General features: G+C 72.9%; 24 protein-coding genes, 1 pseudogene and 1 riboswitch. Of the genes and pseudogenes, 11 read left to right on the top strand and 14 right to left on the bottom strand.

What is annotated here, in order from left to right:
• Positions 1–21: 21 nt before the first annotated feature.
• Positions 22–1,584 carry an FAD-binding oxidoreductase gene (locus ACFPCY_RS17420; RefSeq protein WP_378256317.1) on the top strand — a complete coding sequence of 521 codons (1,563 nt, stop codon included), beginning with the start codon at positions 22–24 and terminating at the stop codon, positions 1,582–1,584.
• A 6-nt stretch (positions 1,585–1,590) separates the two neighbouring features.
• Here the strand turns inward: ACFPCY_RS17420 and ACFPCY_RS17415 are convergent, their stop codons facing one another.
• Positions 1,591–1,995, bottom strand: coding sequence for a YunG family protein (locus tag ACFPCY_RS17415; RefSeq protein WP_378256315.1), 405 nt, complete (start codon positions 1,993–1,995; stop codon positions 1,591–1,593).
• A gap of 182 nt (positions 1,996–2,177) precedes the next feature.
• Between ACFPCY_RS17415 and ACFPCY_RS17410 the strand changes: the two genes are divergently transcribed.
• On the top strand, positions 2,178–2,627 hold the full coding sequence (locus tag ACFPCY_RS17410) for an SgcJ/EcaC family oxidoreductase (protein ID WP_378256313.1): 450 nt from the start codon (positions 2,178–2,180) through the stop codon (positions 2,625–2,627).
• Between the two features lie 22 nt (positions 2,628–2,649).
• Here ACFPCY_RS17410 and ACFPCY_RS17405 read toward each other — a convergent pair whose 3' ends face one another.
• On the bottom strand, positions 2,650–3,261 hold the full coding sequence (locus tag ACFPCY_RS17405; protein ID WP_378256311.1) for a histidine phosphatase family protein: 612 nt from the start codon (positions 3,259–3,261) through the stop codon (positions 2,650–2,652).
• Between the two features lie 120 nt (positions 3,262–3,381).
• Between ACFPCY_RS17405 and ACFPCY_RS17400 the strand changes: the two genes are divergently transcribed.
• Complete coding sequence (locus tag ACFPCY_RS17400; protein WP_378256309.1) at positions 3,382–4,845, top strand: amino acid permease; 1,464 nt, start codon at positions 3,382–3,384, stop codon at positions 4,843–4,845.
• Positions 4,846–4,875: 30 nt separating this feature from the next.
• On the opposite strand, the gene ACFPCY_RS17395 is transcribed toward ACFPCY_RS17400, so the two are convergent.
• The 7 genes and pseudogenes from ACFPCY_RS17395 to ACFPCY_RS17365 all read right to left on the bottom strand — a co-directional run bounded on the left by ACFPCY_RS17395 (position 4,876) and on the right by ACFPCY_RS17365 (position 12,143).
• Positions 4,876–5,052 (bottom strand): hypothetical protein, encoded by a 177-nt coding sequence (locus ACFPCY_RS17395; protein ID WP_378256307.1) that lies wholly within the window; start codon positions 5,050–5,052, stop codon positions 4,876–4,878.
• 55 nt (positions 5,053–5,107) lie between these two features.
• Positions 5,108–6,235, bottom strand: a complete 1,128-nt coding sequence (locus ACFPCY_RS17390) for a zinc-binding dehydrogenase (RefSeq protein ID WP_378256305.1) — start codon at positions 6,233–6,235, stop codon at positions 5,108–5,110.
• Positions 6,232–6,645 carry an acyl-CoA thioesterase gene (locus ACFPCY_RS17385; protein ID WP_378256303.1) on the bottom strand — a complete coding sequence of 138 codons (414 nt, stop codon included), beginning with the start codon at positions 6,643–6,645 and terminating at the stop codon, positions 6,232–6,234. The genes ACFPCY_RS17390 and ACFPCY_RS17385 overlap by 4 nt, the downstream gene beginning before the upstream one ends.
• Before the next feature lie 89 nt (positions 6,646–6,734).
• Positions 6,735–7,907, bottom strand: a complete 1,173-nt coding sequence (manA, locus tag ACFPCY_RS17380) for a mannose-6-phosphate isomerase, class I (RefSeq protein WP_378256301.1) — start codon at positions 7,905–7,907, stop codon at positions 6,735–6,737.
• 273 nt (positions 7,908–8,180) lie between these two features.
• Complete coding sequence (locus ACFPCY_RS17375) at positions 8,181–8,783, bottom strand: superoxide dismutase (protein ID WP_378256299.1); 603 nt, start codon at positions 8,781–8,783, stop codon at positions 8,181–8,183.
• A gap of 55 nt (positions 8,784–8,838) precedes the next feature.
• A pseudogene (locus ACFPCY_RS17370) lies at positions 8,839–9,795 on the bottom strand (ribonucleotide-diphosphate reductase subunit beta).
• A gap of 38 nt (positions 9,796–9,833) precedes the next feature.
• Entirely contained in the window at positions 9,834–12,143 is a 2,310-nt protein-coding gene (locus tag ACFPCY_RS17365) for a ribonucleoside-diphosphate reductase subunit alpha (RefSeq protein WP_378256297.1), read from the bottom strand.
• Positions 12,144–12,440: 297 nt separating this feature from the next.
• Positions 12,441–12,598: riboswitch (cobalamin riboswitch) on the bottom strand.
• A gap of 187 nt (positions 12,599–12,785) precedes the next feature.
• On the opposite strand from ACFPCY_RS17365, the gene ACFPCY_RS17360 reads away from it, so the two are divergent.
• The 4 genes from ACFPCY_RS17360 to ACFPCY_RS17345 all read left to right on the top strand — a co-directional run bounded on the left by ACFPCY_RS17360 (position 12,786) and on the right by ACFPCY_RS17345 (position 15,763).
• The gene (locus ACFPCY_RS17360; protein ID WP_378256295.1) at positions 12,786–13,430 is read left to right on the top strand and encodes a hypothetical protein; all 645 of its coding nucleotides are present in this window, start codon (positions 12,786–12,788) and stop codon (positions 13,428–13,430) included.
• Positions 13,431–13,618: 188 nt separating this feature from the next.
• Positions 13,619–14,332, top strand: a complete 714-nt coding sequence (locus tag ACFPCY_RS17355; RefSeq protein WP_378256293.1) for a YcnI family copper-binding membrane protein — start codon at positions 13,619–13,621, stop codon at positions 14,330–14,332.
• A complete protein-coding gene (locus ACFPCY_RS17350; RefSeq protein ID WP_378256291.1) occupies positions 14,329–14,862 on the top strand; it encodes a copper resistance CopC family protein in 534 nt (177 codons plus the stop codon). Before ACFPCY_RS17355 ends, ACFPCY_RS17350 begins: the two co-directional genes overlap by 4 nt.
• 136 nt (positions 14,863–14,998) lie before the next feature.
• Positions 14,999–15,763 (top strand): group II truncated hemoglobin, encoded by a 765-nt coding sequence (locus tag ACFPCY_RS17345; protein ID WP_378256289.1) that lies wholly within the window; start codon positions 14,999–15,001, stop codon positions 15,761–15,763.
• A gap of 42 nt (positions 15,764–15,805) precedes the next feature.
• Here the strand turns inward: ACFPCY_RS17345 and ACFPCY_RS17340 are convergent, their stop codons facing one another.
• Together ACFPCY_RS17340 and ACFPCY_RS43115 are read right to left on the bottom strand one after the other, a co-directional pair.
• The gene (locus ACFPCY_RS17340) at positions 15,806–16,291 is read right to left on the bottom strand and encodes a hypothetical protein (protein ID WP_378256287.1); all 486 of its coding nucleotides are present in this window, start codon (positions 16,289–16,291) and stop codon (positions 15,806–15,808) included.
• A 64-nt stretch (positions 16,292–16,355) separates the two neighbouring features.
• On the bottom strand, positions 16,356–18,254 hold the full coding sequence (locus tag ACFPCY_RS43115) for an alpha/beta fold hydrolase (protein WP_465251227.1): 1,899 nt from the start codon (positions 18,252–18,254) through the stop codon (positions 16,356–16,358).
• A 137-nt stretch (positions 18,255–18,391) separates the two neighbouring features.
• Between ACFPCY_RS43115 and ACFPCY_RS17320 the strand changes: the two genes are divergently transcribed.
• On the top strand, positions 18,392–19,135 hold the full coding sequence (locus tag ACFPCY_RS17320) for an SDR family NAD(P)-dependent oxidoreductase (RefSeq protein WP_378256285.1): 744 nt from the start codon (positions 18,392–18,394) through the stop codon (positions 19,133–19,135).
• Between the two features lie 15 nt (positions 19,136–19,150).
• Here the strand turns inward: ACFPCY_RS17320 and ACFPCY_RS17315 are convergent, their stop codons facing one another.
• Positions 19,151–20,296, bottom strand: a complete 1,146-nt coding sequence (locus tag ACFPCY_RS17315; protein WP_378256283.1) for an MFS transporter — start codon at positions 20,294–20,296, stop codon at positions 19,151–19,153.
• A gap of 84 nt (positions 20,297–20,380) precedes the next feature.
• Between ACFPCY_RS17315 and ACFPCY_RS17310 the strand changes: the two genes are divergently transcribed.
• Positions 20,381–21,262, top strand: coding sequence for a LysR family transcriptional regulator (locus ACFPCY_RS17310; protein WP_378256281.1), 882 nt, complete (start codon positions 20,381–20,383; stop codon positions 21,260–21,262).
• A 124-nt stretch (positions 21,263–21,386) separates the two neighbouring features.
• Here the strand turns inward: ACFPCY_RS17310 and ACFPCY_RS17305 are convergent, their stop codons facing one another.
• Entirely contained in the window at positions 21,387–21,932 is a 546-nt protein-coding gene (locus tag ACFPCY_RS17305; RefSeq protein WP_378256279.1) for a hypothetical protein, read from the bottom strand.
• Positions 21,933–22,101: 169 nt separating this feature from the next.
• Positions 22,102–22,404 carry a cold-shock protein gene (locus ACFPCY_RS17300; protein ID WP_378256277.1) on the bottom strand — a complete coding sequence of 101 codons (303 nt, stop codon included), beginning with the start codon at positions 22,402–22,404 and terminating at the stop codon, positions 22,102–22,104.
• Between the two features lie 284 nt (positions 22,405–22,688).
• Between ACFPCY_RS17300 and ACFPCY_RS17295 the strand changes: the two genes are divergently transcribed.
• Together ACFPCY_RS17295 and ACFPCY_RS17290 are read left to right on the top strand one after the other, a co-directional pair.
• The gene (locus ACFPCY_RS17295; protein WP_378256275.1) at positions 22,689–24,374 is read left to right on the top strand and encodes an AMP-binding protein; all 1,686 of its coding nucleotides are present in this window, start codon (positions 22,689–22,691) and stop codon (positions 24,372–24,374) included.
• The gene (locus ACFPCY_RS17290; RefSeq protein ID WP_378256273.1) at positions 24,371–26,104 is read left to right on the top strand and encodes an AMP-binding protein; all 1,734 of its coding nucleotides are present in this window, start codon (positions 24,371–24,373) and stop codon (positions 26,102–26,104) included. The genes ACFPCY_RS17295 and ACFPCY_RS17290 overlap by 4 nt, the downstream gene beginning before the upstream one ends.
• The last annotated feature ends 50 nt before the right edge of the window (positions 26,105–26,154 follow it).

The following is a 26,154-nucleotide window of genomic DNA, read 5'->3' as shown; positions in this document are numbered from 1 at the left end:
CGCACTCCATAGCGTGGGCCCATGGTCTCCCACACCAGCAGGCGCAACGTGCTCCGCGGCGGCTTCTGCACCGCGGCGGCGGCGACGGGCACGCCCCCGGGGCCGCTCGTCGAGGCCGTGGACATCGAACTCGACTCCCTCGAACCGCTTCCGGCGTCCCGCGTGGGCTGGGGCGACGCCCGCCACCTCTCGCTGTCCGCGCGCGGGCGCAACCACCGCTTCGACGGCCGGCCGGACCATGTCTGGGTCGCAGGGCGGACCGGCGACGTCGTCCGGGCCGTCCAGGACGCGGTGCACACCCGGCGGCGGATCGCGGCGCGCAGCGGCGGCCACTGCTACGAGGGCTTCGTCGCCGACCCGGACGTGCGCACGGTGATCGACATGTCCGGGATGGCGGCGGTCTACTGGGACGAGGCCCGGCGCGCGCACGCCGTCGAGGCGGGCGCCACGCTCGGCGAGACCTACCGCAGGCTGTACCTCGGCTGGGGCGTGACCGTCCCGGCGGGCCGGTGCCCGTCCGTCGGCGCGGGCGGCCACGTCGTCGGCGGCGGCTCGGGCCCGCTGTCCCGCACGCTCGGCCTGTCCGTGGACCACCTGTACGCCGTCGAGGTCGTCGTCGTGGACGCGGCGGGCCGCGCCCGCTCGGTGATCGCGACCCGCGACCCCGAGGACCCCCACCGCGACCTGTGGTGGGCGCACACCGGAGGCGGCGGCGGCACGTTCGGCGTCGTCACCCGCTACTGGTTCCGCGACCTGCCGTCCCCGCCCGCCGCGGCGCTGACCTTCGACGTCCGCTGGCCGTGGCGGGGGCTCGACCGGGCGTCCTTCGTCCGGATGCTGGACGCCCACGGCCGCTGGATCGAGCGGAACAGCACGCCGGGGATGCCGTCCAACCGGCTGTACAGCGAGCTGCGGCTGACCCGTCCCGGTTCCGGCGAGATCGCGCTGGTCGGGCAGGTCGCGTCCGCGAGCCGCGGCTACGCCGAACGCCTCCTCGCCGACCACGTCACGGCGATCAGCGCGGGGCTGCCCGTCCGCCCGACCGTCCGGACGCGCTTCCAACCGTGGCTGGCGTCCGCCCTGGAAGACAGCCCCGCCGGCTTTCCCCGCCTGAAGGCGAAATCCGCCCACCTACGCACGCGCCTCAGCACCCGCCAGTCCGAGACCCTCTACCGGCACCTGACCCGCGAGGACTACGACCATCCCGGCGGCTGCCTCACCCTCTGCACGTCCGGCGGCATGGTGAACGCGATCGCCCCGGACGCCACCGCCGTCCCGCACCGCGACGCCGTCATGAAGCTGACCCTCGTCAACGGCTGGGACGGCCCGGAGGACGAGCCCCGCCACCTGGCCTGGACGCGCGAGACCTACCGCGACCTGTTCGCCGGATCCGGCGGCGTCCCTCCCGCCGAGGACGGCGCCCTCATCAACTATCCCGACATCGACCTGGCCGACCCGCTGTGGAACAAGGGCGCCCCCTGGCAGCGCCTCTACTTCGGCGCCAACCACGCCCGGCTGCGCCGCGTGAAAGCCCGCTGGGACCCGCGCGCCGTCTTCCACCACCCCCTCTCCGTCCGCGCCTGACCAGCGTCACCCTTCCGGATACCACCCGAGCCGCTCGGCCACCCGCCCGCGCAACACCAGGTATTCGGCCTTCCGATACTTCGGAAAGGGACGCGGACGCTCCACGAGTTCGCGTCCCACGACCGTCTGCCCGTCCCGGAACTGATCCCGCGTCAGGTCGAGTTCCAGCCCACTGTCCAGCAGATTCCACCAGTGGAACCCGGCCGACTCCCCTTCGGCCGTACGAACCTCCCCCCGGACCAGCCGTCCCCCGAAGAAGTCGTTCACGACCAGCGACGTGATGTCGCAGTGGCCCCACGACGGGTTGCCCGCCGTCCAGGGCGCACGGGCCACATCGTCAGGCGAGCAGGTGTCCGCACCCCACCCAGCCCGCAGCGCCTCAGAGATGTCGTCAAGCATCAGCGTCCTCACACCCCCACCCTCCCAACCGGCTCCGACACTTCCCCGCCACGGCCGCGCCTCAGGGGCGTCCGCTGCCCCTGCGGACGGGGCGGGGCTGGGTGTTGACACGGGGAGGCGGCTTGATTAATGTCTTCCTCAACGCAGAGACTTCTGAAACGAAGTTTCTTCAGCCGAGAAGACTTGGAGCCGTCATGAACGCCGTCGCCGCTGACATCGCCGCCATCTCGTCCGTCCTCGACCGTCTGACCGCCGCCTGGGACGCGGGGAACGGCGCCGCCTACGGGGCCGAGTTCACCGCGGACGCCACCTACATCACCTACGTCGGGACGCTGTACCAGGGCGCGGACGAGATCGGGCACGCCCACCAGGTGCTGTTCGACAGCTTCCTCAAGGGGACCAGGCTGGCGTCCGAGACGCTGAGCGTGCGGATGACCGGGCCGGACAGCGCCCTGGTGATCACTCGGGGGGCGACCTACAAGGGGGACGACCGGCCCGCCAAGCTCGACAAGGTCCAGACGTACGCGATGGTCCGCGAGGGCGGGGCCTGGAAGGTCGCGGCGTTCCAGAACACCAAGCGCAAGCCGCTGATGGAGGCCATCTCCTTCAAGTTCCAGCCCGCCAGCAAGCCCGCCGCCGCGTGACGCGGCCGCCGGTCCCGTCCGGTCAGGGACGGTCGCCCGACAGGAGCAGTTGCGGGGCCTGGGTGAAGGTCCAGGCGGCGGACGACCTGGTGAAGAGCCAGACGAGGTCGAAGCGGTCGTCCGGCCAGGCGGGGGTGGACGCGCCCAGGCCCTTCGCGATGTCGGGGATCGCGTGGTGCTCCCATGCCACGAGCGTCACGCCGGTCAGGGCGGCGAGGTGCTTGCCGAGCTTCTTCTCGTCGCCCTTGCCGAAGGTGAGGTCGAGGTGCTGCCCCAGGCGCTCGGCCAGGGGGGTCACGGTCTGGCTGTGGCGGAGGGCCCTGTCGCCCTCGGGGCTCGCGGCGAAGATCCGATCCGGGCGGCGCAGGCCCGGGCGGGCGGGGGCGGCGAAGAGGGACGCCAGCGCCCCGGCGCGCGTCCAGCCGCGGACCGTGAGGGAGCCGTCCGAGCGCTCGCCGTCGGCGGTGACGCCGTACGGCGCGCCGGTCCCGGCCGGTTTCTCCCCGTGACGGATGATCATGACCAGGTCGCCGGGGGTTCCGGCGGCGCGGGCCGCGCCGTGCCGGGCGCCCTCGCAGGCGGCCAGGAGGGGCGCGGCGGCGACCGCGCCCAGCAGGTTCCGTCGGCTCGTCATCCGCCGATGGTCGCGCAGGAGGAGTTAACGGACCGTAATGGGGGATCTTTCCCATCCGTTAGGGATGTGTGACGATCGCGGTGACCTTTCAATGGCGGGGGTCACGCGGAGGAGGACGGTATGGCGCTGCTGAGCGACCTGACCCGGCGCAAACCCATCGACCAGATCGACGACGGCTCGGACGGCGGCGGCAGCGGCGGCGGGGACACCGCGCTGACCAGGACGCTCGGTCTCTGGCAGCTCACCGCGATCGGCATCGGCGGCATCATCGGGGCCGGGATCTTCTCCCTCGCGGGAGCCGTCGCCCACAAGGACGCCGGGCCGGCCGTCCTCATCTCGTTCCTGGTCGCGGGCATCGCGAGCGCCGCCGCCGCGTTCTCCTACGCCGAGTTCGCCGGGCTGATCCCGCGCGCCGGATCCGCCTACACCTACGGTTACGCGGTGCTCGGCGAGTTCACCGGCTGGGCCATCGGCTGGGACCTGCTGCTGGAGTACACCGCGATCGTGGCGGTGGTCGCGATCGGCATCTCCGGCTACTTCAACGACCTGCTCGGCTTCCTGCACGTCCACCTGCCGAACTGGATGATGGGCGCGCCCGGCACCGAACCCGCCGGGACGCCCGCGCACAGCTACAAGATCAACCTGTTCGCGGCGCTGCTCTGCCTGCTGATCGCCTACGTGCTGAACCTCGGCATGAAGAGCGCCGCGCGGTTCGAGTCCGCGCTGGTGTACCTGAAGGTCGGCATCGTGCTGCTGGTCATCGTGGTCGGCGTCTTCAAGATCCACACCGGCAACTACTCGCCGTTCTTCCCGCACGGCTGGGGCGGCGCGTTCACCGGGGCCGCCACAGTGTTCTTCGCCGTCTTCGGATACGACGCCATGTCGACCGCCGCGGAGGAGTCGAAGGACTCGACCCGGCACATGCCGAAGGCGATCCTGCTCTCGCTCGCGATCTCGATGGTGCTGTACGTGCTGGCCTGCCTGGTGCTGACCGGGATGATCCCCTACACCGAGATCAACCCGACCGCCGCGTTCTCCTCGGCGTTCAAGAGCGTCGGCATGAACGGGGTCGGGTTCGTCATCGCGGTCGGCGCGATCATCGGCATCCTGACCGTGCTGTTCACCTTCATGATGGGCGCCGCGCGGGTCTGGTTCGCGATGAGCCGGGACGGCCTGCTGCCCGGCTGGTTCGCGCACACCCACCCGACCCGGCACGTGCCGACCCGGATCACCTGGATCCTCGGCGCCGGCTCGGCGCTGATCGCCGGGTTCTTCCCGATCGCCGAGGCCGCCGAGCTCACCAACATCGGCATCCTGCTGGCGTTCATCGTGGTCTGCGCGGCGGTGATCGTGCTCCGCTACAAGCGCCCGGACCTGCCGCGCCAGTTCCGGACGCCGCTGATGCCGTTCGTCCCGCTGGTCGGGATCGGCTTCTCGATCTGGCTGATCACGTTCCTGCAGTGGCAGACCTGGGTGCGGTTCGCGGTCTGGTTCGTCCTCGGCTGCCTGGTCTACTTCGGCTACGGCCGCCGCCGCTCCCTGCTCAACGCCGAGCCGGAGGCGAAGCCGGCCGCACGGCCGTAGCCACCACCGGCGGACGTGAGGAGCTCCCGGTCACCGCTCGATCGGGAGCTCCGTCGCGTTGTGGATGTTCTCCTTCTGGACGCGCATGAGCGCCTCGTCGTTCTTGAAGAAGGTGACGATGCCGTCCTCCTCGACGATCTGGTCGGCGTCGATCGTCTCGGTCACCGGCTCCTCCGCCGGTCCGTACACCACGCGGTATTCAGTCATGATCGGTGTTCTTCCTGGTCGGAGGTCAGGCGAAACTCAGCGCCACCACCGCGAATCAGAAAGTGACGACCTGCCGGACGGCCTCCCCGGTGTGCAGCCGGTCGAAGCCCGCGTTCACCTCGTCCAGGGTCAGCCGGTGCGAGAGCAGCTCGTCCACCGGGAGCACCCCGGACCGGTACATGCCGACGAAGCGCGGGATGTCCCGGCGCGGCACCGACGAGCCCAGGTAGCTGCCGCGCAGCGTGCGCTCCTCGGCGACCAGGCTCAGCGCGGGCAGCGTCAGCGGCGCGGACGGGTCGGGCAGCCCCACGGTGACGGTCGTCCCGCCCGCGCGGGTCGCCGCGTACGCCTGCTCCAGGACGGCCGCGACCCCGGTCGTGTCGATCACCTTCTCGGCCCCGCCGCCGGTCAGGTCGCGGACGGCGCCGACCGCGTCCGGCCCGCCCGCCACCGCCCCGGACGCGCCGAGCCGCAGCGCCAGCTCCCGCTTGTGCGGCACGACGTCCACCGCGATGATCCGCGCGGCCCCGGCGGCGCGCGCGGCGAGCAGCGCGGCGAGCCCGACCCCGCCCAGCCCGAACACCGCGACGGTGTCGCCGGGCACGACGTTCGCGCTGTACAGCGCGGCCCCGGCGCCGGTCAGCACGGCGCAGCCGAAGAGCGCGGCGATCTCCGGCGGCAGGTCCGCGTCGATCTTCACGGCCGACTTCGCCGACACGACCGTGTACTCGGAGAACGCCGAGACGCCGAGGTGGTGGTTCGGGCGGGTGCCGTCCTCGTAGGCGAACCGGCGTCCGCCGCCGAGCAGCGTCCCGGCCCCGTTCGCCGCCGCGCCCGGTCCGCAGAGGGCGGGCCGTCCGGACACGCACCGCTCGCACTCCCCGCACGCCGGGACGAACGCCAGCACCACGTGATCACCCGGCGCGAACCCGCTGCCCTCGCCCGCCTCGACGACCTCGCCGGCCGCCTCGTGCCCGAGCGCCATCGGCAGCGGACGCGGCCGGGACCCGTTGATCACCGACAGGTCGGAGTGGCACAGCCCGGCCGCGCCGACCTTGATCAGCAGCTCGCCGGGGCCGGGCGGGTCCAGCCGCAGCTCGGCGATCTCCAGCGGCCGGGACTCGGCGTAGGGCGCGAGCCGTCCCGACTCCACCAGCACGGCCGCCCTCGTCGTCATGCTCATGCGATCACCAGCTTCCGCATCTCGGACCGGATCGGGTCGGCGATGTCCCGCGGACGGCGGCTCTCCCGCCCGACGAACACGTGCACGAAGTGTCCCTCCGCGACCAGCGTGCCGTCCTCCCGGAACATCCCGATCTCCCAGCGGACGCTGGAGTTGCCGAGCTTCCCGACGCGCAGGCCCATCCGGATCGTGTCCGGGAAGGACACCTCGGCCTTGTACACGCAGTGCGACTCGACGCACATCGCGATCGCGTCGGCGCGCAGGGGGTCGAATCCGGCCGTCCGGATCATCCACTGGTTGATCACGGTGTCCATGAGCATGTAGTGGACGACGTTGTTGACGTGCCCGTACACGTCGTTGTCGTTCCACCGGGTGGGGACCGTCTCCCAGTACGGGTAATCGCCGCTCATGGCGGACGAGCCTAGTAAGCGACCGATTCCGCCTCGACGCCAGGACGGCGTGGCGCGTCCACGGCCAGGACGGCGTGGCTCGTCCGCGGTCAGGACAGGGTGGCGCGGAAGACCTCGCCGGCGCCCGTCAGCGCGACCGGCCCGCCCTGGAACGGGACGAACAGCGCCTCGCCGCGCCGCAGCTCCTCGACCCGCCCGTCGCGGGAGATCGCGACCGAGCCGTCCAGGCACAGCAGGGCGCTCGGACCGGGCCGGTCCAGCAGCACCGGCTCGGCTCCCGGCGCGCACCGCGTCAGCCGGAACCCCGCCGCCGGGGACGGGTAGACGCCCTCGCCGTTCGGCGCGGGCTCGGCCGCCAGCGGAACCGGGTCGAACGCGCCGAAGTCGGCGACCGCGAGCACCTCCGCGACGTCCACGTGCTTGGGTGTCAGGCCGCCGCGCAGCACGTTGTCGGAGCTGGCCATGATCTCCACGGCCGTCCCGCGCAGGTAGGCGTGCAGCGTGCGCGGCGGCACGTTCAGCGCCTGCCCCGGCTCCAGCCGGACGAGGTTCAGCAGCAGCGAGGTGACCGGCCCGGTGTCGTCCGGATGCAGGTCCGCTAGCCGCTCCACGACCCGGTAGGGCTCGCCGTCCAGCGCCCCGCACGCCTTCCGGACGTCCTCGACCAGCCCGGCCCGCCGCGCCGCGGGCCACGTGAGCAACATCTCCACGGCCCGCTTGGCGTCCCCGGCGTCCAGCGCCGCGACGACCTCGTCCAGGGCGGCGACGCCCAGCGCCCCGACCAGGACGGCGGCCTCGGCCGGCGCGCGGAGCCCGCACAGGGCGTCGAACGGCGTCAGCGCGCACACCAGCTCGGGCTTGGCGGAGTCGTCCCGGTAGTTGCGGTCCGGCGCGTCCGGGGCGAGACCGGCCGCGTTCTCCCGCGCGAACCCCTCCCGCGCCTGCCCGGCGTCCGGGTGGACCTGCAACGACAGCGGCCGCTCGACGGCCAGCACCTTCAGCAGGAACGGCAGCCCGGCGCCCGCCTCCGGTCCCAGCGCCGCGACGGCGTCGCCCGCGATGTACTCGGGCAGCGTCCGCCCGTCACCCCGCAGCCGCGCCGGCGCGTCGGGATGCGCCCCGACCCACAGCTCGGCCTGCGGCTCGTCCCCGGGCGCGCGGCCGAGCAGCTCGGCCAGCACCGTCCGCGAGCCCCAGGCATAGCAGCGCACGGTGCAGTCGAGCCGCACCAGCGCGGCGGACGTCGTCACGGCAGTTTCCATCCCGTATGGGATACATCAAGCGCGCCCTCAGCGCATACTCGGGCGCCGTTCCGCGCATGGCAGGACTCCCCGTAACGGACTCCCCGGAAGCCGGCGCGCCTCGGAACCGGCGCGGCCCGGAACCGGCGCGGCCCAGAAGCCGGCGCGGCCCGGAACCGGCGCGGCCCGGAATCGGCGCGGCTCGGAAAGGGTGCGGCGCCCGCCTGGCCGCAAGGAAAGGTTCTGAGCACGATCCCGGCCAGGTGGACGCCGCACGATCGAGGGGCGCGCCGGTCAGGCGGTGCGGGCGCGGTCGAAGCGGGACGTGACGTCCGTCCAGTTCACCAGGGACCAGAGCTTCTCGACGTAGTCGGGGCGCACGTTGCGGTACTGGAGGTAGTAGGCGTGCTCCCAGGCGTCGAAGACCAGCAGCGGGGTGGTGCTCGCACCGACGTTGCCGTGGTGGTCGTAGACCTGCTCGACGATCAGGCGGCGGCCCAGCGGCTCCCAGGCGAGGACGCCCCAGCCGGAGCCCTGGACGGTCGAGGTCGTGGTGGTGAGCTGCTTCCGGAACGCCTCGAAGGAGCCGAAGTGCTCGTCGATGGCGGCGGCGAGCTCGCCCTCGGGGCGGTCGCCGCCGTCCGGGGAGAGGTTCTGCCAGAAGATCGAGTGCAGGACGTGGCCGGACAGGTTGAACGCGAACGTCTTCTCCAGTCCGACCAGCCCGCCGTACTGCTCCTTGTCCCGCGCCTCGGCCAGCCGTTCGAGCGTGTCGTTGGCGCCCTTGACGTACGCGGCGTGGTGCCTGGCGTGGTGCAGCTCCAGGATCTCGCCGGTGATGGCGGGCTCCAGCGCCGCGTAGTCGTAGGGGAGGTCGGGAAGCGTGTAGTCGGCCATACCGGCCACTATTGCAAATGACTTGCAACTGCGTCCAGCATGCAGCAGAGGTGTGTCAGAACGCCTCGTCGAAGGCGACGGCCCCCTCCACGCCGATCTGGTAGGCCGAGACGCGCCGCTCGAAGAAGTTCGACAGCTCCTGGACGTCCTGGAGCTCCATGAACGCGAACGGGTTCGCCGTCCCGTAGCGGGCCGGCAGGCCGAGCCGCGCGAGCCGCTGGTCGGCGACGTACTCCAGGTAGCGGCGCATGTCGTCGGCGCTCATGCCGGGCATCCCGTCGCCGCACAGGTCGCGGGCGAAGGCCAGCTCCGCCTCGACGGCCTCCTCCAGCATCCGGGTCACCGCGGCGGTCAGCTCGGCGTCGAACAGGTCCGGCTCCTCGGCGCGGACGGTGTCCACGACCGAGAACGCGAACTCCATGTGCATGGACTCGTCCCGGAAGACCCAGTTCGTCCCGGACGCGAGGCCGTTCAGGAGGCCGCGCGAGCGCAGCCAGTAGACGTAGGCGAACGCGCCCTAGAAGAACAGGCCCTCGATGCAGGCCGCGAAGCAGATCAGGTTCAGCAGGAACGCGCGGCGGTCGTCGCGCGTGCGGAGCTGGTCGAGCTTGTCGATCGAGTCGATCCAGCGGAAGCAGAACTCCGCCTTCGCCCGGATGGACGGGATGTGCTCGATCGCCGCGAACGCCTTGACCCGCTCGTCGTGGTCGGGCAGGTAGGTGTCGAGGAGGGTCAGGTAGAACTGGACGTGGACGGCCTCCTCGAACAGCTGCCGGGACAGGTAGAGGCGGGCCTCCGGCGCGTTCACGTGCTTGTACAGGTTCAGCACGAGGTTGTTCGCGACGATCGAGTCGCCCGTCGCGAAGAACGCGACCAGCCGGTTGACCAGGTGCAGCTCCTCGGGCGTGAGCCGGGCGAGGTCGGCGAGGTCGGACGCGAGGTCCACCTCCTCGACCGTCCAGGTGTTGCGGATGGCGGCGCGGTAGCGCTCGTAGAAGTCGGGGTAGCGCATGGGACGCAGGGTCAGGTCCATGCCGGGGTCGAGCAGCATTACTGGCAGGCCTCGCAGGTCTCGGGGTTCTCCAGGGAGCAGATGACGGCTCCTTCGTCGGACAGGGTCGCGGAGACGGTGGTCTGCGCGATGCGCGTCGCCGGGCGGCTCCGCAGGTAGTAGGTCGTCTTGATGCCGCTGCGCCAGGCGTAGGCGTACATCGAGGAGAGCTTCCCGATGGTCGGGGTCTCCATGAACAGGTTCAGCGACTGCGACTGGTCGACGAACGGGGTGCGCGCGGCGGCGAGGTCGATGAGCGCCTTCTGCGGCAGCTCCCAGGCCGTCCGGTAGAGGGCGCGGACGTCGTCCGGGAGGTCGGCGAGGCCCTGCACGCTGCCGTTCGCGCGCTTGATCGCCTCGCGGACCTCGGGCAGCCACAGGCCCTCGGCCTTCAGGTCCCGGACGAGGTACTGGTTGATCTGCAGGAACTCGCCGGACAGCGTCTCGCGCTTGAACAGGTTGGACACCTGCGGCTCGATGCACTCGTAGCAGCCCGCGATGGACGCGATCGTCGCCGTCGGCGCGATCGCGACGAGCAGCGAGTTGCGCAGGCCGGTGCGGGCGACGCGGGCGCGCAGCTCGGTCCAGGCGTCCGGACGGGTGATCATGGCGTCCGGGAAGTGGTCCGGGTGGAGCTGCCCGCGCGCGGTCCGGGTCTGCGCGTACGCCGGGTGCGGGCCGTGCTGCTCGGCGAGGTCGGCGGACGCCCCGTACGCCGCGAGCGAGATCTCCTCGGCGATGCGGGTGGACAGGCGCTTCGCCTCATCCGAGTCGAACGGCAGGCGCAGCTTGAAGAAGACGTCCGCGAGGCCCATGACGCCGAGGCCCATCGGACGCCACTTCTTGTTCGCCCGCTCGGCCTCCTCGGTTGGGTAGAAGCCCCGGTCGATCGTCCGGTCCAGGAAGCGGACGGCCGTCCGGACCGTGGCGCGCAGCCGCTCCCAGTCGATCCCGCCGTCCGCCACGTGCGCGCCGAGGTTGATCGAGCCGAGGTTGCAGACGGCCGTCTCGCCGTCGCTGGTGACCTCCAGGATCTCGGTGCACAGGTTGGACAGGTGGACGACGTTGCCCTTCTCGGCCGTCTGGTTGCAGGCCCGGTTGGAGATGTCCTTGAAGGTCATCCAGCCGTTCCCGGTCTCCGCCAGAGTCCGCATCATCCGGCCGTAGAGGCGGCGCGCGGAGATCGTCCGGACGGCCTTGCCCGCCTGCTCGGCGGCGCGGTAGGCGCGGTCGAACTCGTCGCCGTAGAGGTCGGTCAGCTCGGGGACGGCCTTCGGGTCGAACAGCGACCAGTCCTCGTCGCGCTCGACGCGGCGCATGAACTCGTCCGGGATCCAGTTGGCCAGGTTCAGGTTGTGCGTGCGGCGGGCGTCCTCGCCGGTGTTGTCGCGCAGCTCCAGGAACTCCTCGACGTCGGCGTGCCACGGTTCCAGGTACACGCAGGCCGCGCCCTTGCGGCGGCCTCCCTGGTTGACCGCCGCGACGGACGAGTCGAGCGTCCGCAGCCACGGGACGATCCCGTTCGACAGCCCGTTGGTGCCCTGGATGAGCGAGCCGCGCGACCGGATCCGCGTCCACGAGATCCCGATCCCGCCCGCGTACTTGCTGAGCCGCGCGACCTGCGCGTACCGCTCGTAGATCGACTCCAGCTCGTCGCGCGGCGCGTCCAGCAGGAAGCAGGACGACAGCTGCGGGCGGCGGGCGGCGCTGTTGAACAGCGTCGGCGAGGACGGCAGGTACGACAGCGTGGACAGCAGGCCGTACAGCTCCCGGACGTCCTCGACCGTCTCGGCCAGCCCGACCGCGACGCGGAGCAGGAAGAACTGCGGCCGTTCCAGGACGCGCCGCGTCCGCGGGTGCCGCCACAGGTACCGGTCGTAGACGGTGCGGAGGCCGAAGTACTCGAACCGGTCGTCGGCGGCGTCCCCGGCGGCGTCGACGATCGCGTTGAGCGCCTCGGCGTTGGCCGCGACGAACGCGGCGGGCGCGTCGGCCATCAGGCCCTCGCGGTGCGCGGCCGCGGCCGACTCGGCGAACGTGCGGACGCCCTCGGCGGCGGCCTCGTCCGCGATGTGCGCGTTCAGCAGCCGCGCGGCGACCCTGGAGTAGGCGGGCTCGACCGCGACGAGCGCGGCGGCCTCGGCGATCGCCTGCTCCCGCAGGCCCGCGCGGTCGGCCGCGTCGCCGCCCCGGACCGCCGCGAGGACCCGCTCGGGCTCGGCGTCCGGCAGGCCCGCGCAGGCCCGTCCGACCTCGACCTCGAGCGCTCCCCGTGCGGTCTCCACCGGCGCGGCCAGTTGCTGCGTCATCTGCCCTCTCCCTCGCATCACCCTCGCGGGAGCGGCCGGGCCGGACGCGCGTCGCCGTGCCCCGCCCGGTCCCCCGAGCAGGCGCCGCCGGTACGACCCGCCCACCACCGGACGGCCCGTGCCCGCCCGGCATCGGACGGCCCGTGCCCGCCCACTGCTGGACGGCCCGTGCCCGTCCGCGACGGAACGGCCGGGGCCCGTCCGTGGCCGGACGGCCCGTGCCCGGGTGTTCTCGGGCAGGCTCGCGCGCCCGTCCGTCGGCCTCCCGCGAGGCTTTCGGACGTACGTCGTGCGGGCAGGTCTTCGGACTCGCGGGCGACGGCGGCGCTCCTTCGGCGCGCCACCGGCCTACTGGCCGTCGCTTCCCGGTCCGCGCGCGGCGGATCCAGTGCTCATGACGGCGGTCGTTCCCGCTCACCGCTGCGGGGCAGTCCCGGACTCCCACCGGGTTCCCTCTTGCGACGCCCGCTCCGCCGCTCCCGCGTGGCGGCGCGGAGCGGCGGTGCGGGCGAACCAGCACGGGGCTAGACCCTACATCTTGAGTCAGCGCTTCGCGCAACCCCAACATGTTGGGCGTGTTCGCGATGCTTCCCCGGGGGTCGGGTACCCGCCGCGGGCCGGGGATGGCACCATGAGAGCGTCATGTCCGCAGCGCAGCCGGTCCGGCCGGCCCTCCGCCTCGCGCGCGCGGTGGTGTTCTCCACCGTGTGCGTCGCCCTGGCGACGCTCGGCCATGCCCTGGCGGCCTCTGCGGCCGTCCCGGCGTGGGCGGCGCTGGCCGGGTTCGCGGGCGTGCTCGCGGTCACCTACGCGCTGACCGGCCACGAACGGTCGCTGCCGACGATCGCGGGCGGCCTGGTCTTCGGCCAGTTCGCCCTGCACACGCTGTTCGCGAGCGCGTGCGGCACCTGCGGCCCCGCGCCGGCGGGCGGCGCGGGCACCTCGTCGATGCACGACCCGCACCACATGGTCACGGCGGTCTCGACGCACGGCCCGGGCTCGGCGATGACGCTCGCGCACGTCGCCGCGGGCCTCGCGTCGGGCTGGTGGCTCTGGCGCGGTGAGCGCGCCGCATGGTCGCTGACCAGGCGGATCGCGGCCTTCGCCGACCGTCCCGTCCGGCTGCTCCTCGCGCTGTCGGCCGCCGAGCCCGCCGCGCCGCCCGCGCCCGTCGCGGTCGTACCGGTCACGGCCCCCGCAGCGGCCCTGCGCCGTCGCGCGCTCCGCCACCAGGTCGTCCGGCGCGGTCCCCCACTTCTCCGTTCCCTCCCCCTCCCCACCGCCTGACCCACCCGGCTCGCCCGTCGCCTCGCGGCGGCTCGCTGCGGGCGTGGGTTGGTCGGGTGGCTTACGCCCGGCCCTACGGGTCGGCCGGTCTTCACGCGCGGCGTCGTCCGCGCGGGGTTCACGGCTCGTTTCCGGACGCGTGTTTCGGCCGCCGTCCGGACCTCCCCCATGCTCGAACGGAGAAGTGCATGTCCTCGATGGTTCGCGCGCGGCGTCTCGCCGCCGTCGCGGCGGTGACCGGCGTCTCGCTCGCCGGCCTCGCCACCGCCGCGTCCGCGCATGTCACCGTCAACCCCGGGACCGCCGAGAAGGGCGGTTTCACCAAGGTCTCGTTCCGCGTCCCGAACGAGAAGCCCGACGCCGGGACGACGCAGGTCCGGGTGGATCTCCCCGCCGACCACCCGATCGCGTTCGTGTCGGTCCGGCCCGTCCCCGGCTGGACGGTCAAGGTCACCAAGAGCAAGCTCGCCACGCCCGTGAAGGCCGAGGGCGGCGAGCTGACCGAGGCGGTGTCCAGCATCACCTGGTCGGGCGGACGCATCGACCCCGGCCAGTTCCAGGAGTTCGACGTCTCGCTCGGGCCGCTGCCCGACAACGCCGACCGGCTGGTGTTCAAGGCCGCGCAGACCTACTCCGACAAGAGCGTCGTGAACTGGGACCAGGACCCGGGGAACGGCGCGAACGAGCCGGAGCACCCCTCGCCCGTCCTGAAGCTGACCCCGAAGGGCGCGGACGCGCAGGGCATGACGGTCGCGGCCACGTCCAAGACGCCCCCGGCCGCCGCGAAGTCCGACGACGGCACCGCCAGGACGCTCGGCGGCGTCGGCATCGCGGTCGGCGTGATCGGCATCGGCGTCGGCGCGTTCGGCCTCACCCGCGCCCGGACCCGGACCCGCGCATGAAGGGCCGGCTGATCGTGGCCGGTGCGGTGATGGCCGGCGCGCTGGGGGTCTCGGCGGTTCCGGCGTCGGCGCACACGTCGCTGAAGTCGTCGGATCCGGCGGCGGGCGCGACGGTCGCGTCCCCGCAGAAGCTGACCCTCACGTACGCGGACCCGGTCGGGTTCCCGCAGGTCGTCCTCACGGACGCGAGCGGCGGACGGCACGAGGCGGGCGCGGCGCGGGCCGTGGACAACGTGGTCACCGAGTCGGTCAAGGGTCCGCTGCCGAACGGCGTCTACACGGTCGGCTGGCGGGTCGTCGCATCCGACGGGCACCCGGTCACCGGCGAGTTCAAGTTCACGGTCGCCGGGTCGTCCGCCGCGCCGGGCCAGGCGCAGACGCCCCCGCCGAGCGCGTTCGTCTCCTCCGCGGCGAAGTCGTCGTCCGGCGGCGGCGGGAGCGCGGGCTGGCTGTGGGTCGGGCTGGGCGTCGTCGTGCTCGCCCTGATCGGCGGCGGCATCGCCTGGACGCGTCGCAAGCGAACCGGCTGAGCGAACCGCGACGAATGATCCGCGGCGGGCTCCGGGAGGCCACGGTCTCCCGGAGCCCGCCGTCTTTTCCGGCATTTCACCTCCCGGCGCGCTTGATTACATGATTACATAAGCGCGACCCCCGGAAGGTGACCCCATGATCGTCGAGTACATCCGCTACCGGATCGACGGCGCGGACGCGGCGGGCTTCGAGGCCGCCTACGGCCGCGCCGCCGAGTCCCTCGCCGCCGCGCCGCAGTGCGCCGACTACGAGCTGAGCCGCTGCGTGGACGAGCCCGAGTGGTACGTCCTGCGCATCACCTGGACGTCCGCCGACGCGCACCTCAAGGAGTTCCGCTCCGGCGAGCACTTCGCGGCGTTCTTCGCCGAGATCAAGCCGTACGTGCAGCGCATCGAGGAGATGCGGCACTACGAGCGGACGGCCGTGCGCGGCTCCGGCGGCAGCGTCCCGTCCATGTACGACTGGGCGGGCGGCGAGGAGGCGCTGCGGCGGCTCACCGAGGTGTTCTACGGGCACGTCCTCAAGGACGAGCTGATCGGGCCGCTGTTCGCGCACATGGACAAGCACCATCCGGCCTACGTCGCGCTGTGGCTGGGCGAGGTGTTCGGCGGGCCGGAGCGCTACAGCGCCGAGCGCGGCGGCTACCACCACATGATCCGGCAGCACCTCGGCAAGGCGATCACCGAGCCGCAGCGCCGCCGCTGGGTGAGCCTGCTGATGGACGCCGCCGACGAGGTGGGCCTGCCGGACGACCCGGAGTTCCGCGCCGCGTTCGCCGGCTACATCGAGTGGGGGACGCGGCTCGCGCGGGCCAACTCCCAGCCGGACGCGACGCCGCCGCTCGAAGCGCCGATGCCGCACTGGGGCTGGGGCGTCGCACCGCCCTACATCCCGTCCTGACCGGGTGCCGGGATGCGCCGCCGGACGACGCATCCCGGCAGGTCAGACCCGAAGTTGCTCCTCCAGCCGGGCCAGGGCGCGGTCGAGTTCGCGGCGGACGCCGACCGGGACGATCGCGGCCCGGCCCGGCACCCGGACGCCGCCCGTCACGGCGACGCGCGTGCCGCCGCCGGGCTCGGACGCGGCGGCCATCCCGATGATCAGGAACCGGCTCTGGAGCCAGCACCAGCCGGGCCGGAGCGTCCCCTCCAGCCGGGCGCGCATCCCGAAGCGGCTGCGCGCCAGCGCGACCACGCGGCCCCGCTCCGCCCGGACGACGCGGACGCGCCGCATGTCCGGCTGGAACCGTCCGAAACCGTCCTCCAGGTCGCCCATGACCGCCCACACCTCGTCCAGCGGGACGGGCAGGACGCGCTCGCTCACGCGCCCGCCCGGGATCGCCGCCGCCATCACGCGCAGCCGCCGGACGTCGTCCAGTTCGGCGGCCGGCCAGCGCTCGTCGCCGTCCATGCGGATCATCCCCTTCACGCGGATCGCCCCTTCACGCGGATCGCCCCTTCACGCGGATCGCCCCTTCGCGCCGATCGCCCCTTCATGCGGACCACGCCTTCCGGAAGCTCTCCCGGGCGCGGTGCAGCCGGGACTTGACGGTGCCCGCCGGGATGTCCAGCAGGCGGGAGGCGGCCTTCTCGTCCAGCCCCTCCAGGTCGCGCAACACGAGGACGGCGCGGTGCTCGGGCGACAGCCGGGCCAGCACGTCGCGCACGTCGGCGGCCAGCTCCAGGTCCTCGCGGGCGGGCAGGTCGGCGAGCTCGGCGGGCCGCGCGCGGGCGTCGCGCCGGGCCACCCGGACGGCCTCCCGGACGGCGATGGCGCGCGTCCAGCCGTAGAGGGCGGCCGGGTCGCGGAGCGTGCGCAGCGACCGGAACACCGCGACGAGCGCCTCCTGCGCCGCGTCCGGGCCGCCGTCGAGCGCGATCGGGCCGCAGATCCGCGCGACGTAGGGGGCGAGGTGGGCCAGCAGGTCCTGCATCGCGAGCGTGTCGCCGCGCAGCGCCGCCCGCGCCAGCGAGACACCGGGATCGTGCGGGTCGTGGGGTGCGGCGATCATCGCAGGAAGGCTTCCATCAGTGTGGACACCTGGTCCGGGCAGTCGAGCGTGAGCGCATGGCCGCAGCCTTCCAGGACGCGGACGTCGGCGTGCGGGAGCAGCGTCCCGAAGCGGCGCGCCTGCCGGACGGGCAGCACGGTGTCCTGACGTCCCCAGACGACGAGGGCGGGCTGCCGCGTGGCGGGCAGCGCGCGTTCCGTCTCGCGCCAGTCGAGGCCGCGTTCCAGCCGGTAGTTCGAGCGCAGGTTCGTCCGCTCGGTGCCGGGCGCCCACATCTCGTCCACGAGCGCGTCGGTGGCGCGCTCCTTGTGGACGAACAGGGTGGACGAACAGGCCCCGGACGGACGACGCGACGACGCCGCGCCCGGCGGCCAGGTTCGTCAGCAGTTCCCCCACGGCGGGCATCTTCAGGATCTCCCAGGTCATCGGGTCGCGTTCGTCCAATCCGGAGGGCGCGAGGAGGGCGAGCCTGCGGACGCGGTCGGGGTGCCGCTGCGCGTAGGCGAGGGCCCAGCCGCCGCTCCACGAGTTCCCGGCGAGCGCGACGGCGGGCAGCCGGAGACCGTCGAGGAAGGCGCCGATCGCGGACGTCATCCCCTTGAGGTCCCAGGTGAAGTGCGGGTCGCGGACCGTCGTGTAGCCCTGTCCGGGCAGGTCGAGGACGTAGACGGTGTGCGTGCGGGACAGGGCCGCGAGCTGCGCCCGCCACGCGAACGCCCACGCCGCGCCGGGCGACAGCAGCACGACGGGCGAGCCGTCCCGGCCCTGCCGGACGTAGTGGAACCGCGCCACCGGCGTATCCAGATACCGGGACGGAACGGACGCCAGGAACGGCGACCGGTATCCCCGCCGCTCTCCCGGCTGCCAGCCGTACGCGGCGCCCAGCACTCCGCTCGTCAACACCAGCGGAAGCGCCATCGCCACGGCGCGTCCGAGATGTCCGGGCACTCCGGCGAGCCAGGCCGCGGTGACGCCGAACGCCAGGCAGACCGGCGTGTAGAGCAGCAGGTTGAGCCAGTAGAACGACGTCCCGGAGCCGTCCAGGACGCCGAAGGCCCACACGACGCCGGCCAGCCCGCGCACGAGCAGGCCGGTCGCGACGGCGAACGTCACGATCCCGCACAAACGGTGTATCCACGCCCGCGCGCGTCCCTCGCTGTAGACCGCGACGGCCGACGCCGCGCCGAACAGGATCGCGGCCAGCGGCAGCAGGACGCCCGGCGTGAACGGAACCTGACCGCCGAGCACCGCCAGCGACAGCGCGCGGTCGTCGGACGCGGGCCAGGTCAGGCCGGTCGTCCAGACCAGGTGGAGCACGCCGTCCAGGGCCGGCAGCGTGGCGACGGCCCGTCCGGCCGTCCGCCGAAGATCACTGCGCACGTTTCCCGCCTCTCCCGAGAGGGTTGTGCGTGGAAGAGGCGCGCACGGCCGGGGACGTTCCTGTGAGCTGGGTCACCGCAAGTGAGGTGTCGGATTTCCGCCAGCTTCCGGCGCCGCCGCGGCACAGACTCATACCCATGAACAACGAGATCGAGAACAAGGTCGCGCTGGTCACGGGCGGCAGCCGGGGTATCGGCGCGGCCGTCGCGGTGGGCCTCGCCAAGGCCGGCGCGGACGTGGCCTTCACCTACCGGAGCAACGCCGAGGCGGCCGAGCGGGTCGTCGCGCAGATCAAGGAGGCGGGCCGCCGGGCCCTGGCGATCCAGGCCGACGGCGCCGACGCGACGGCGGTCGTCGCGGCCGTGGACGAGGCCGCCGCGACGTTCGGGCGGCTCGACATCCTCGTCAACAACGCCGCCGCGTTCATCGTCGCGCCGATCGACCAGATCGGCCCGGACGAGCTGGAGCAGACGATCGCGCTCAACGTCCGCGCGCCGTTCGTGGCGGCCCAGGCCGCCGCGCGGCACATGGCGGACGGCGGCCGGATCGTGAGCATCGGCAGCAACGTCGCCGAGCACGCGCCGTTCCCCGGCTTCTCGCTCTACTCCATGAGCAAGACCGCGCTGATCGGCATGGCGAAGGGCCTCGCGCGCGACCTCGGCCCGCGCGGGATCACCGTCAACGTCGTCCACCCCGGCCCGACCGACACCGAGCTGAACCCGGCGGACGGCCCGAACGCCGCGACCTTCGCCGGCTTCACGGCGCTGGACCGGTACGCGAAGCCGGACGAGGTCGCGGCGATGGTCGTCCACCTCGCGGGCCCGGGCGGCGCGTACGTCACCGGCACGACGATCACCGTCGACGGCGGCTTCGCCGCCTGACCGGGGGCGGGTGGGTCAGCGGGGGGCGGGTAGGCGGCGGGGGCGGGTTGAGAAGGCCGCGAGCAGCGCGGCGCACGCGGTGAGCGCGGCGGCCGTGTAGAGCAGGGCGGTCAGGCCCGGACCGTCCGTGAGCCGCCCGCCCACCAGGGCGCCGAGCGCGATCGAGGCGTTGAACGAGCACGACAGCAGGGACGAGGCGGCCTCCGGCGGGGCGTCCCGCTCCGACGAGAGCAGCGTCTGGAGCGAGACCGAAACCCCGCCGTAGGCGACGCCCCAGACCAGCAAGGGCAGCAGGGGCGGCAGGGACGTCGCGGCGAGCACGGCCGTGACCAGCGCGATCGCGACGGCCTGCGCCAGCAGGGTGCGCCGCGGATCGCGGACGGCCGTCCGTCCGGCGAGGAAGTTGCCCGCGATCCCGGCCAGCCCGTACGCGAGCAGCATCGGCCCGATCAGCGCGGGCCGCACGCCGCCGAGCTGCTCCAGGACGGGCCGGACGTAGGTGTAGGCGGCGAAGTGCCCGACGACGATCAGGCCCGTCAGCGCGAGCCCGGCCCGCATCGCCGGCAGCCGCAGCACCGCGGGCAGGTCGCCCGGGCGGAACGGGGTGGTCGCGGGCAGCGGCGGCAGCGTCACGGCCATCAGGACGAGCACCGCCAGCGCCAGCACGGCCATCACCGCGAACGAGGCCCGCCAGCCGGCGAGCTGGGCGATGAACGCGCCCGCCGGAACGCCGGCGACCGACGCGACCGCGATCCCGCCGAAGATCACCGCCGTGGCCGTGCCGACCCGCCGCGGCTCGACGAGCCGGGGCGCGAGCCCCGCCGCGATCGCCCAGAAGCCGCCGATCGCGATCCCGACCAGGACCCGCGCGGCGAGCAGCGCCTGGAGGGACGGCGCGACCGCCGAGACCGCGTTGGCCGCCGCGACCAGCCCCGCCAGCGAGCACAGCAGGACCCTGCGGTCGAGGCGTCCGGCCCCGAGCGCGACCGCGAGCGCCGCGACCGCGGCGACCACGCCGGGCAGGGTGACCGCGAGCCCGGCCGCGCCCTCCGGGACGCCGAGGTCGCGCGCCATGGGCGGGAGCAGGCCGACGGGCAGCATCTCGGTGGTGACGATCGTGAACGTGCCGGCCGCCACCACCAGCGGAGCTTTCATGATCATGAATCCAGGCTCGGTCCCGGCCGCACTTGGAACAACCGTGACCTACGCATCCTTGGATTAACTCGACTAATCGGGGGAGGACGCGTGGAGCTTCGCGAACTGGAATGCCTGCTCGTGCTCGGCGAGGAACTGCACTTCGGCCGGACCGGCGACCGGCTCGGCCTCTCCCAGGGCCGGGTCAGCCAGCTCGTCCGGTCGCTGGAGCGGCAGGTCGGCGGGCGGCTGTTCGACCGGACGAGCCGCAGCGTCCGGCCGACCCCGCTCGGCGAGCGCCTGCTGGCCGAGGTGCGCCCCGCCTACCGCGCGCTGCACGACGCGGTGGACAACGCCCGCGCCGCCGCCCGCGGCGTCACCGGCGAGCTGCGCGTCGGCTTCCTCGCCGGGACGGGCCGCGAGGGCGTCGTCGAGGCCGCCGGGTTCTTCGAGGCCCGGCACCCCGACTGCACGGTGACCTTCGTCGAGGTCCCGCTGGCCGACCCCTTCGGCGCGCTCCGCCGCGGCGAGGTCGAGGCCGTCGTCACGCTCCTGCCGGTGACCGAACCGGACCTGGTGGTCGGGCCGTCCTTCGCCAAGGAGCAGCAGGCCGTCGCCGTCGCCACCCGCCACCCGGTGGCCCGCCGCAGCCGCCTGCACGCCGAGGACCTCGCGAACCTGCCGCTCCTGGACATCTCCGGCCCGGCGCCCGCCTACTGGCGCGAGCACCTCTCCCCGACCGCCACCCCGGACGGCCGTCCGATCCCGCGCGGCCCGGCGGTCGGCAGCTTCCAGGAGGCCCTGGTCACCATCGCGTCCGGGCGGGGCGGGCTGGTCTTCTGCGTCCCCACCGGACGCTCCTTCTCCCGCTCCGACATCACCTACGTCCCGGTGGACGGCCTCCCCGACTCCGTCCTCGGCCTGGTCTGGCGCCGCGGCGACACCACGCCCCGCCTCCGCGCCTTCGCCGACCTCATGGCCACCCGCTTCTGAACACGGAAAGCCGCCCCGGGCGAGGCCCGGGGCGGCGGTCAGCCCGAGAGGACGGTCAGCCCGACGGCGCCCTCAGTCCGAGGGCGCCGTCAGCCCGACTGTGCCGTCAATCCGAGAGGGACCGTCAGTCGACGACTCGGACCGAGGTGGTGAACGCGCCCGTCCCCGCCGAGGCGACGCGGGCGCGCGAGTGCGGGTCGATCGCGTAGCGGAACTGGAAGCTCACGATCGCGTACCCGACCTTGCGGCCCTCCTGCACGTTGAACCGGCAGCTCCCGTAGAGCAGGTAGACCTTCTTGGCGCGGTGCGGCTTGACGGTCGAGTGCCAGGTGTAGCCGACCGGCACGACGTGCTTGTCGTGGTAGCGGCCGTTCAGGCCGGACGCCACGCAGGTCGCCGGGCCGCGCGCGATGGCGCGCAGCTTGGCGTTGGTGATGACGAACGCCCAGGGCATCGGGTACTGCTTCGACACGTGCTTGCCGGTCACCGCGACCTGCGCGTGCAGGCGGCCGACCGCGTTGCTGTAGTTGAAGCTCTGGTGCCTGGGCGTGAAGGTGAAGTGGGCGGTGATCGGCTTGTGCGCGGGCGCGGCGTCCGCCGCTCCCGCCACGCCGAGGGCGACGGCGGCGGCGGTGCCGCCGACCAGCGCGAGACGTCCGAAAGATCGCATGGTCGTGCGTCCTTTCCACTGTGACTGCGCGGATGTTGCCGACGCGGGGCGCGTGACGCGCGATGCGCCACGCGGGACACGTGACGCGCACCGCGTCACGCGGGCTGCGTGCGGGTGCCTCACGCGGGGTGCGTGACGCCCAGGGTGCGGTCGGTCTGAGCGAGAGGGGTCATTCGTCCCATTCGATGCGGGCGTCGATGTCCGCGCCCGGATCGTCGCCCGGAGGCGGCCCGGACGGATCGCCGGGGCGGCGCACCTCGGTCGCCCGGTAGGCGTATCCGTCCTGGTCGGCACGTTCCCAGCGGAAGACCACGGGCTCGCCCGGGCTCAGCGAGGCGAACTCCCCCGGTCCGGTCAGGACCGCGGAGAAGTGCGCCCACACCTCGCCGGGGACGCCGGGTGAGGCCAGTACGCCCCAGCCCTGCTCGTCGTCCCACGCGCGGACGACCCCCTCGACCGGCTGCTCGTCCATCTCACCCCTCGTCGGCGGAAACATCAGCGATCATGCCGTCACCGTGCGGCGCGTTTCCAGCGAACGTCCAGACAGAAAGCCGAAAGATCCTCATTTCGGGCCGCCACCTGGGCCGACGAGGATCACACTGCCGCATGTGGCCACCGTGTCGCACGGGGGCGGAAGAGTTCTCTGGTGCTGACCGGCGAGGTGGGGTTGGGTGGCGGCGCGGGGTGGCTACCCCCGTTCGGGGGTGGCGCGGGTCACAGTGAGTGGTAACGATCCTGGGGAGACGAGGAGGTCCGATGCAGGCGGTCGAGTTCCGGGCGGCGCGTGATTTTCTGCTGGCCCATCGCGAGGACTACCAGGCGGCGCGGGAGAAGTTCCGCTGGCCGGTGCTGACCGGGTTCAACTGGGCGCTGGACTGGTTCGACCACATCGCGGACGAGAACGACCGCACCGCGCTGTGGATCGTCGAGGAGGACGGCTCGGAGGCCAAGTACTCCTTCGCCGAGATGGCCGAGCGGTCCGCGCGGGTCGCGAACTGGCTGCGGGCGTCCGGGGTGCGGCGCGGGGACCGGGTCGTGGTGATGCTCGGGAACCAGGTCGAGCTGTGGGAGACCGTCCTCGCCACGATGAAGCTCGGCGCGGTGATGATCCCCTGCACGCCGCTGCTCGGGCGGGACGACCTGCGCGACCGCATCGAGCGCGGGCACGCCAAGCACGTGGTCGTGGCGTCCGGCAGCGCGGCGAAGTACGACGGGGTCCCCGGCGGCTACACGCGGATCGCGGTGGGCGAGCCGGTGGACGGGTGGCTGCGGTACGCCGACGCGTACGACGCCGACCCGCACTTCACCCCCTACGGCAGGACCCGCGCGGACGACACGCTGCTGCTCTACTTCACGTCCGGGACGACCGCGAAGCCGAAGCTCGTCGAGCACACGCACGCGTCCTACCCGGTCGGCCACCTGTCCACGATGTACTGGATCGGGCTCCAGCCCGGCGACGTCCACCTGAACATCTCCTCGCCCGGGTGGGCCAAGCACGCGTGGAGCAACGTCTTCGCGCCGTGGAACGCCGAGGCGACCGTCTTCATCTTCAACTACACGCGCTTCGACGCCGACCGGCTGCTCGACGCGATCGACCGGTGCGGGATCACCTCGTTCTGCGCGCCGCCGACCGTGTGGCGGATGCTGATCCAGGCCGACCTCGGCGGGCTCCGGCACCCGCCGCGGGAGGTCGTCGCCGCGGGCGAGCCGCTGAACCCCGAGGTCATCGAGCGGGTCCGGGACGCCTGGGACGTCACCATCCGGGACGGTTTCGGGCAGACCGAGACGACCGTCCAGATCGCCAACACGCCCGGCCAGGAGGTGAAGCCGGGCTCGATGGGCCGTCCCGTGCCGGGCTACGACGTGGTGCTGGTCGACCCGGTCACCGGGGAGCGCGGCGACGAGGGCGAGATCTGCCTGGAGCTGACCGACCGTCCGCTGGGCCTGACCGCCGGGTACCACGGCGACGAGGAGCGGACCGCCGAGGCGATGCGCGACGGCGTCTACCACACCGGCGACATCGGGTCCCGCGACGCCGACGGCTACATCACCTACGTCGGGCGTGCCGACGACGTGTTCAAGGCGTCCGACTACAAGATCTCGCCGTTCGAGCTGGAGAGCGTGCTGATCGAGCACGGCGCGGTGGCCGAGGCGGCGGTCGTGCCGTCGCCGGACCCGATCCGCCTGGCCGTCCCGAAGGCGTACGTGACGCTCGCCGCCGGCTGGGAGCCGGACGAGGCGACCGCGAAGTCGATCTTCGAGCACTGCGCGGCGCGGCTGTCCCCGTACAAGCGGGTGCGGCTGCTGGAGTTCACCGCCGAGCTGCCGAAGACGATCTCGGGGAAGATCCGCCGGGTGGAGCTGCGCGCGGCCGAGGAGGGCAGGCATCCGGACGGCGGCGCGCGACCGCCGGCCGAGTTCCGCGAGGACGCCCTGCGATGACCGATTCCTCCCACGCGGCCGCGCCCTCCCGCGCGTCCAAGACGGCCGCGCTCTCCCACACGTCCAAGACGGCCGCGCCCTCCCATGCGTCCGCGACGGCCGCACCCTCCCACACGTCCAAGACGGCCGCGCTCTCCTATGCGTCCGGGACGTCCGCGCTGCCGCTGCTCGGCGACACGATCGGCGCGAACCTCGAACGGACCGTCGCGTCCTTCCCCGACCGGGAGGCGCTGGTCGAGCACGAGACCGGCCGCCGCTGGACGTACACGCAGCTCAACGACGAGGTGAACGCCGTCGCCCGCGGCCTGGCCGCGCTCGGCGTCGGCAAGGGCGACCGGGTCGGGATCTGGGCCCCGAACGTCGCCGAGTGGGTGTTCGTCCAGTACGCGACGGCGAAGATCGGCGCGATCCTGGTGAACATCAACCCCGCCTACCGGACGCACGAGCTGGAGTTCGTCCTGAAGCAGGCCGGGATCCGGACGCTCGTCGCCGCGCCCTCGTTCAAGTCGTCCGACTACGCGGCGATGATCGAGGAGGCCCGGCCGAACTGCCCGGTGCTCACCGACGTCCTGCTCCTCGGCCGCGACTCGTGGGCCGACCTGCTGGAGGCCGGACGGGACGGCGCGCTCCCGGCCGTCGTCCTGTCCGCCGACGACCCGATCAACATCCAGTACACGAGCGGGACGACCGGCTTCCCCAAGGGCGCGACGCTCTCCCACCACAACATCCTCAACAACGGCTTCTTCGTCGGCGAGATCTGCGGCTACGACGAGGAGGACCGGATCTGCGTGCCGGTGCCCTTCTACCACTGCTTCGGCATGGTGATGGGCAACCTCGCGGCGACCTCGCACGGCGCGTGCGTCGTGATCCCCGCGCCCGGCTTCGACCCGGCGAAGACCCTCGCCGCCGTCGCCGCCGAGCGCTGCACGTCCCTGTACGGCGTGCCGACGATGTTCATCGCCGAGCTGAACGACCCGTCCTTCGGGACGCACGACCTGTCCTCGCTGCGCACCGGGATCATGGCGGGCTCGCCCTGCCCGGTCGAGGTGATGAAGCAGGTCATCGAGCGGATGGGGATGGCCGAGGTCACCATCTGCTACGGCATGACCGAGACGTCCCCGGTGTCCACGCAGACCCGCGCGGGCGACTCGCTGGACCGCCGGGTGAGCACGGTCGGGACCGTCCACCCCCACCTGGAGGTCAAGGTCGTCGACCCGGACACCGGCGCGCCGGTGCCGCGCGGTGCGCACGGCGAGCTGTGCACCCGCGGCTACTCGGTCATGCTCGGCTACTGGAACCAGCCCGAGCAGACCGCCGAGGTGATCGACGCGGCCCGCTGGATGCACACCGGCGACCTCGCCGCGATGGACGCCGACGGCTACGTCACCATCACCGGGCGGATCAAGGACATGGTGATCCGGGGCGGCGAGAACATCTACCCGCGCGAGGTCGAGGAGTTCCTGTTCACCCATCCCGACATCGTGGAGGCGCAGGTCATCGGCGTCCCGGACGAGAAGTACGGCGAGGAGCTGATGGCCTGGGTGCGCCTGCGCGAGGGCGCCCCCGCGCTCACCGCCGAGTCGCTGCGCGAGTTCTGCGCGGGCCGCCTCGCCCACTACAAGATCCCCCGCTACGTCCACGTCGTGGACGCGTTCCCGATGACGGTCACCGGCAAGGTCCGCAAGGTGCAGATGCGCGCCGAGGCGGTGGACATCCTCGGCCTCCCCTGACGCTCCGCCCTTCCCCGGCCGGCCCGGTTTGCGATCCCGCCCCGGCCGGG

The sequence above is a fragment of the Actinomadura gamaensis genome (assembly GCF_042652125.1).
Classification (GTDB): domain Bacteria; phylum Actinomycetota; class Actinomycetes; order Streptosporangiales; family Streptosporangiaceae; genus Spirillospora; species Spirillospora gamaensis.
The sequence above is the reverse complement of the archived record's forward strand: the minus strand, read 5'-3'. Positions and strand labels throughout refer to the sequence as shown.

Coding starts and splice junctions, on each gene's coding strand:
- ACFPCY_RS17355 (WP_378256293.1), top strand. CDS start 13,619: ATGTCCTCGATGGTTCGCGCGCGGCGTCTCGCCGCCGTCGCGGCGGTG.
- ACFPCY_RS17300 (WP_378256277.1), bottom strand. CDS start 22,404: ATGGACGAGCAGCCGGTCGAGGGGGTCGTCCGCGCGTGGGACGACGAG.
- ACFPCY_RS17405 (WP_378256311.1), bottom strand. CDS start 3,261: ATGACGAGCCGACGGAACCTGCTGGGCGCGGTCGCCGCCGCGCCCCTC.
- manA (WP_378256301.1), bottom strand. CDS start 7,907: ATGGAAACTGCCGTGACGACGTCCGCCGCGCTGGTGCGGCTCGACTGC.
- ACFPCY_RS17420 (WP_378256317.1), top strand. CDS start 22: ATGGTCTCCCACACCAGCAGGCGCAACGTGCTCCGCGGCGGCTTCTGC.
- ACFPCY_RS17375 (WP_378256299.1), bottom strand. CDS start 8,783: ATGGCCGACTACACGCTTCCCGACCTCCCCTACGACTACGCGGCGCTG.
- ACFPCY_RS17400 (WP_378256309.1), top strand. CDS start 3,382: ATGGCGCTGCTGAGCGACCTGACCCGGCGCAAACCCATCGACCAGATC.
- ACFPCY_RS17360 (WP_378256295.1), top strand. CDS start 12,786: ATGTCCGCAGCGCAGCCGGTCCGGCCGGCCCTCCGCCTCGCGCGCGCG.
- ACFPCY_RS17410 (WP_378256313.1), top strand. CDS start 2,178: ATGAACGCCGTCGCCGCTGACATCGCCGCCATCTCGTCCGTCCTCGAC.
- ACFPCY_RS17305 (WP_378256279.1), bottom strand. CDS start 21,932: ATGCGATCTTTCGGACGTCTCGCGCTGGTCGGCGGCACCGCCGCCGCC.
- ACFPCY_RS17315 (WP_378256283.1), bottom strand. CDS start 20,296: ATGATCATGAAAGCTCCGCTGGTGGTGGCGGCCGGCACGTTCACGATC.
- ACFPCY_RS17385 (WP_378256303.1), bottom strand. CDS start 6,645: ATGAGCGGCGATTACCCGTACTGGGAGACGGTCCCCACCCGGTGGAAC.
- ACFPCY_RS17390 (WP_378256305.1), bottom strand. CDS start 6,235: ATGAGCATGACGACGAGGGCGGCCGTGCTGGTGGAGTCGGGACGGCTC.
- ACFPCY_RS17320 (WP_378256285.1), top strand. CDS start 18,392: ATGAACAACGAGATCGAGAACAAGGTCGCGCTGGTCACGGGCGGCAGC.
- ACFPCY_RS17290 (WP_378256273.1), top strand. CDS start 24,371: ATGACCGATTCCTCCCACGCGGCCGCGCCCTCCCGCGCGTCCAAGACG.
- ACFPCY_RS17295 (WP_378256275.1), top strand. CDS start 22,689: ATGCAGGCGGTCGAGTTCCGGGCGGCGCGTGATTTTCTGCTGGCCCAT.
- ACFPCY_RS17345 (WP_378256289.1), top strand. CDS start 14,999: ATGATCGTCGAGTACATCCGCTACCGGATCGACGGCGCGGACGCGGCG.
- ACFPCY_RS17395 (WP_378256307.1), bottom strand. CDS start 5,052: ATGACTGAATACCGCGTGGTGTACGGACCGGCGGAGGAGCCGGTGACC.
- ACFPCY_RS17365 (WP_378256297.1), bottom strand. CDS start 12,143: ATGACGCAGCAACTGGCCGCGCCGGTGGAGACCGCACGGGGAGCGCTC.
- ACFPCY_RS17350 (WP_378256291.1), top strand. CDS start 14,329: ATGAAGGGCCGGCTGATCGTGGCCGGTGCGGTGATGGCCGGCGCGCTG.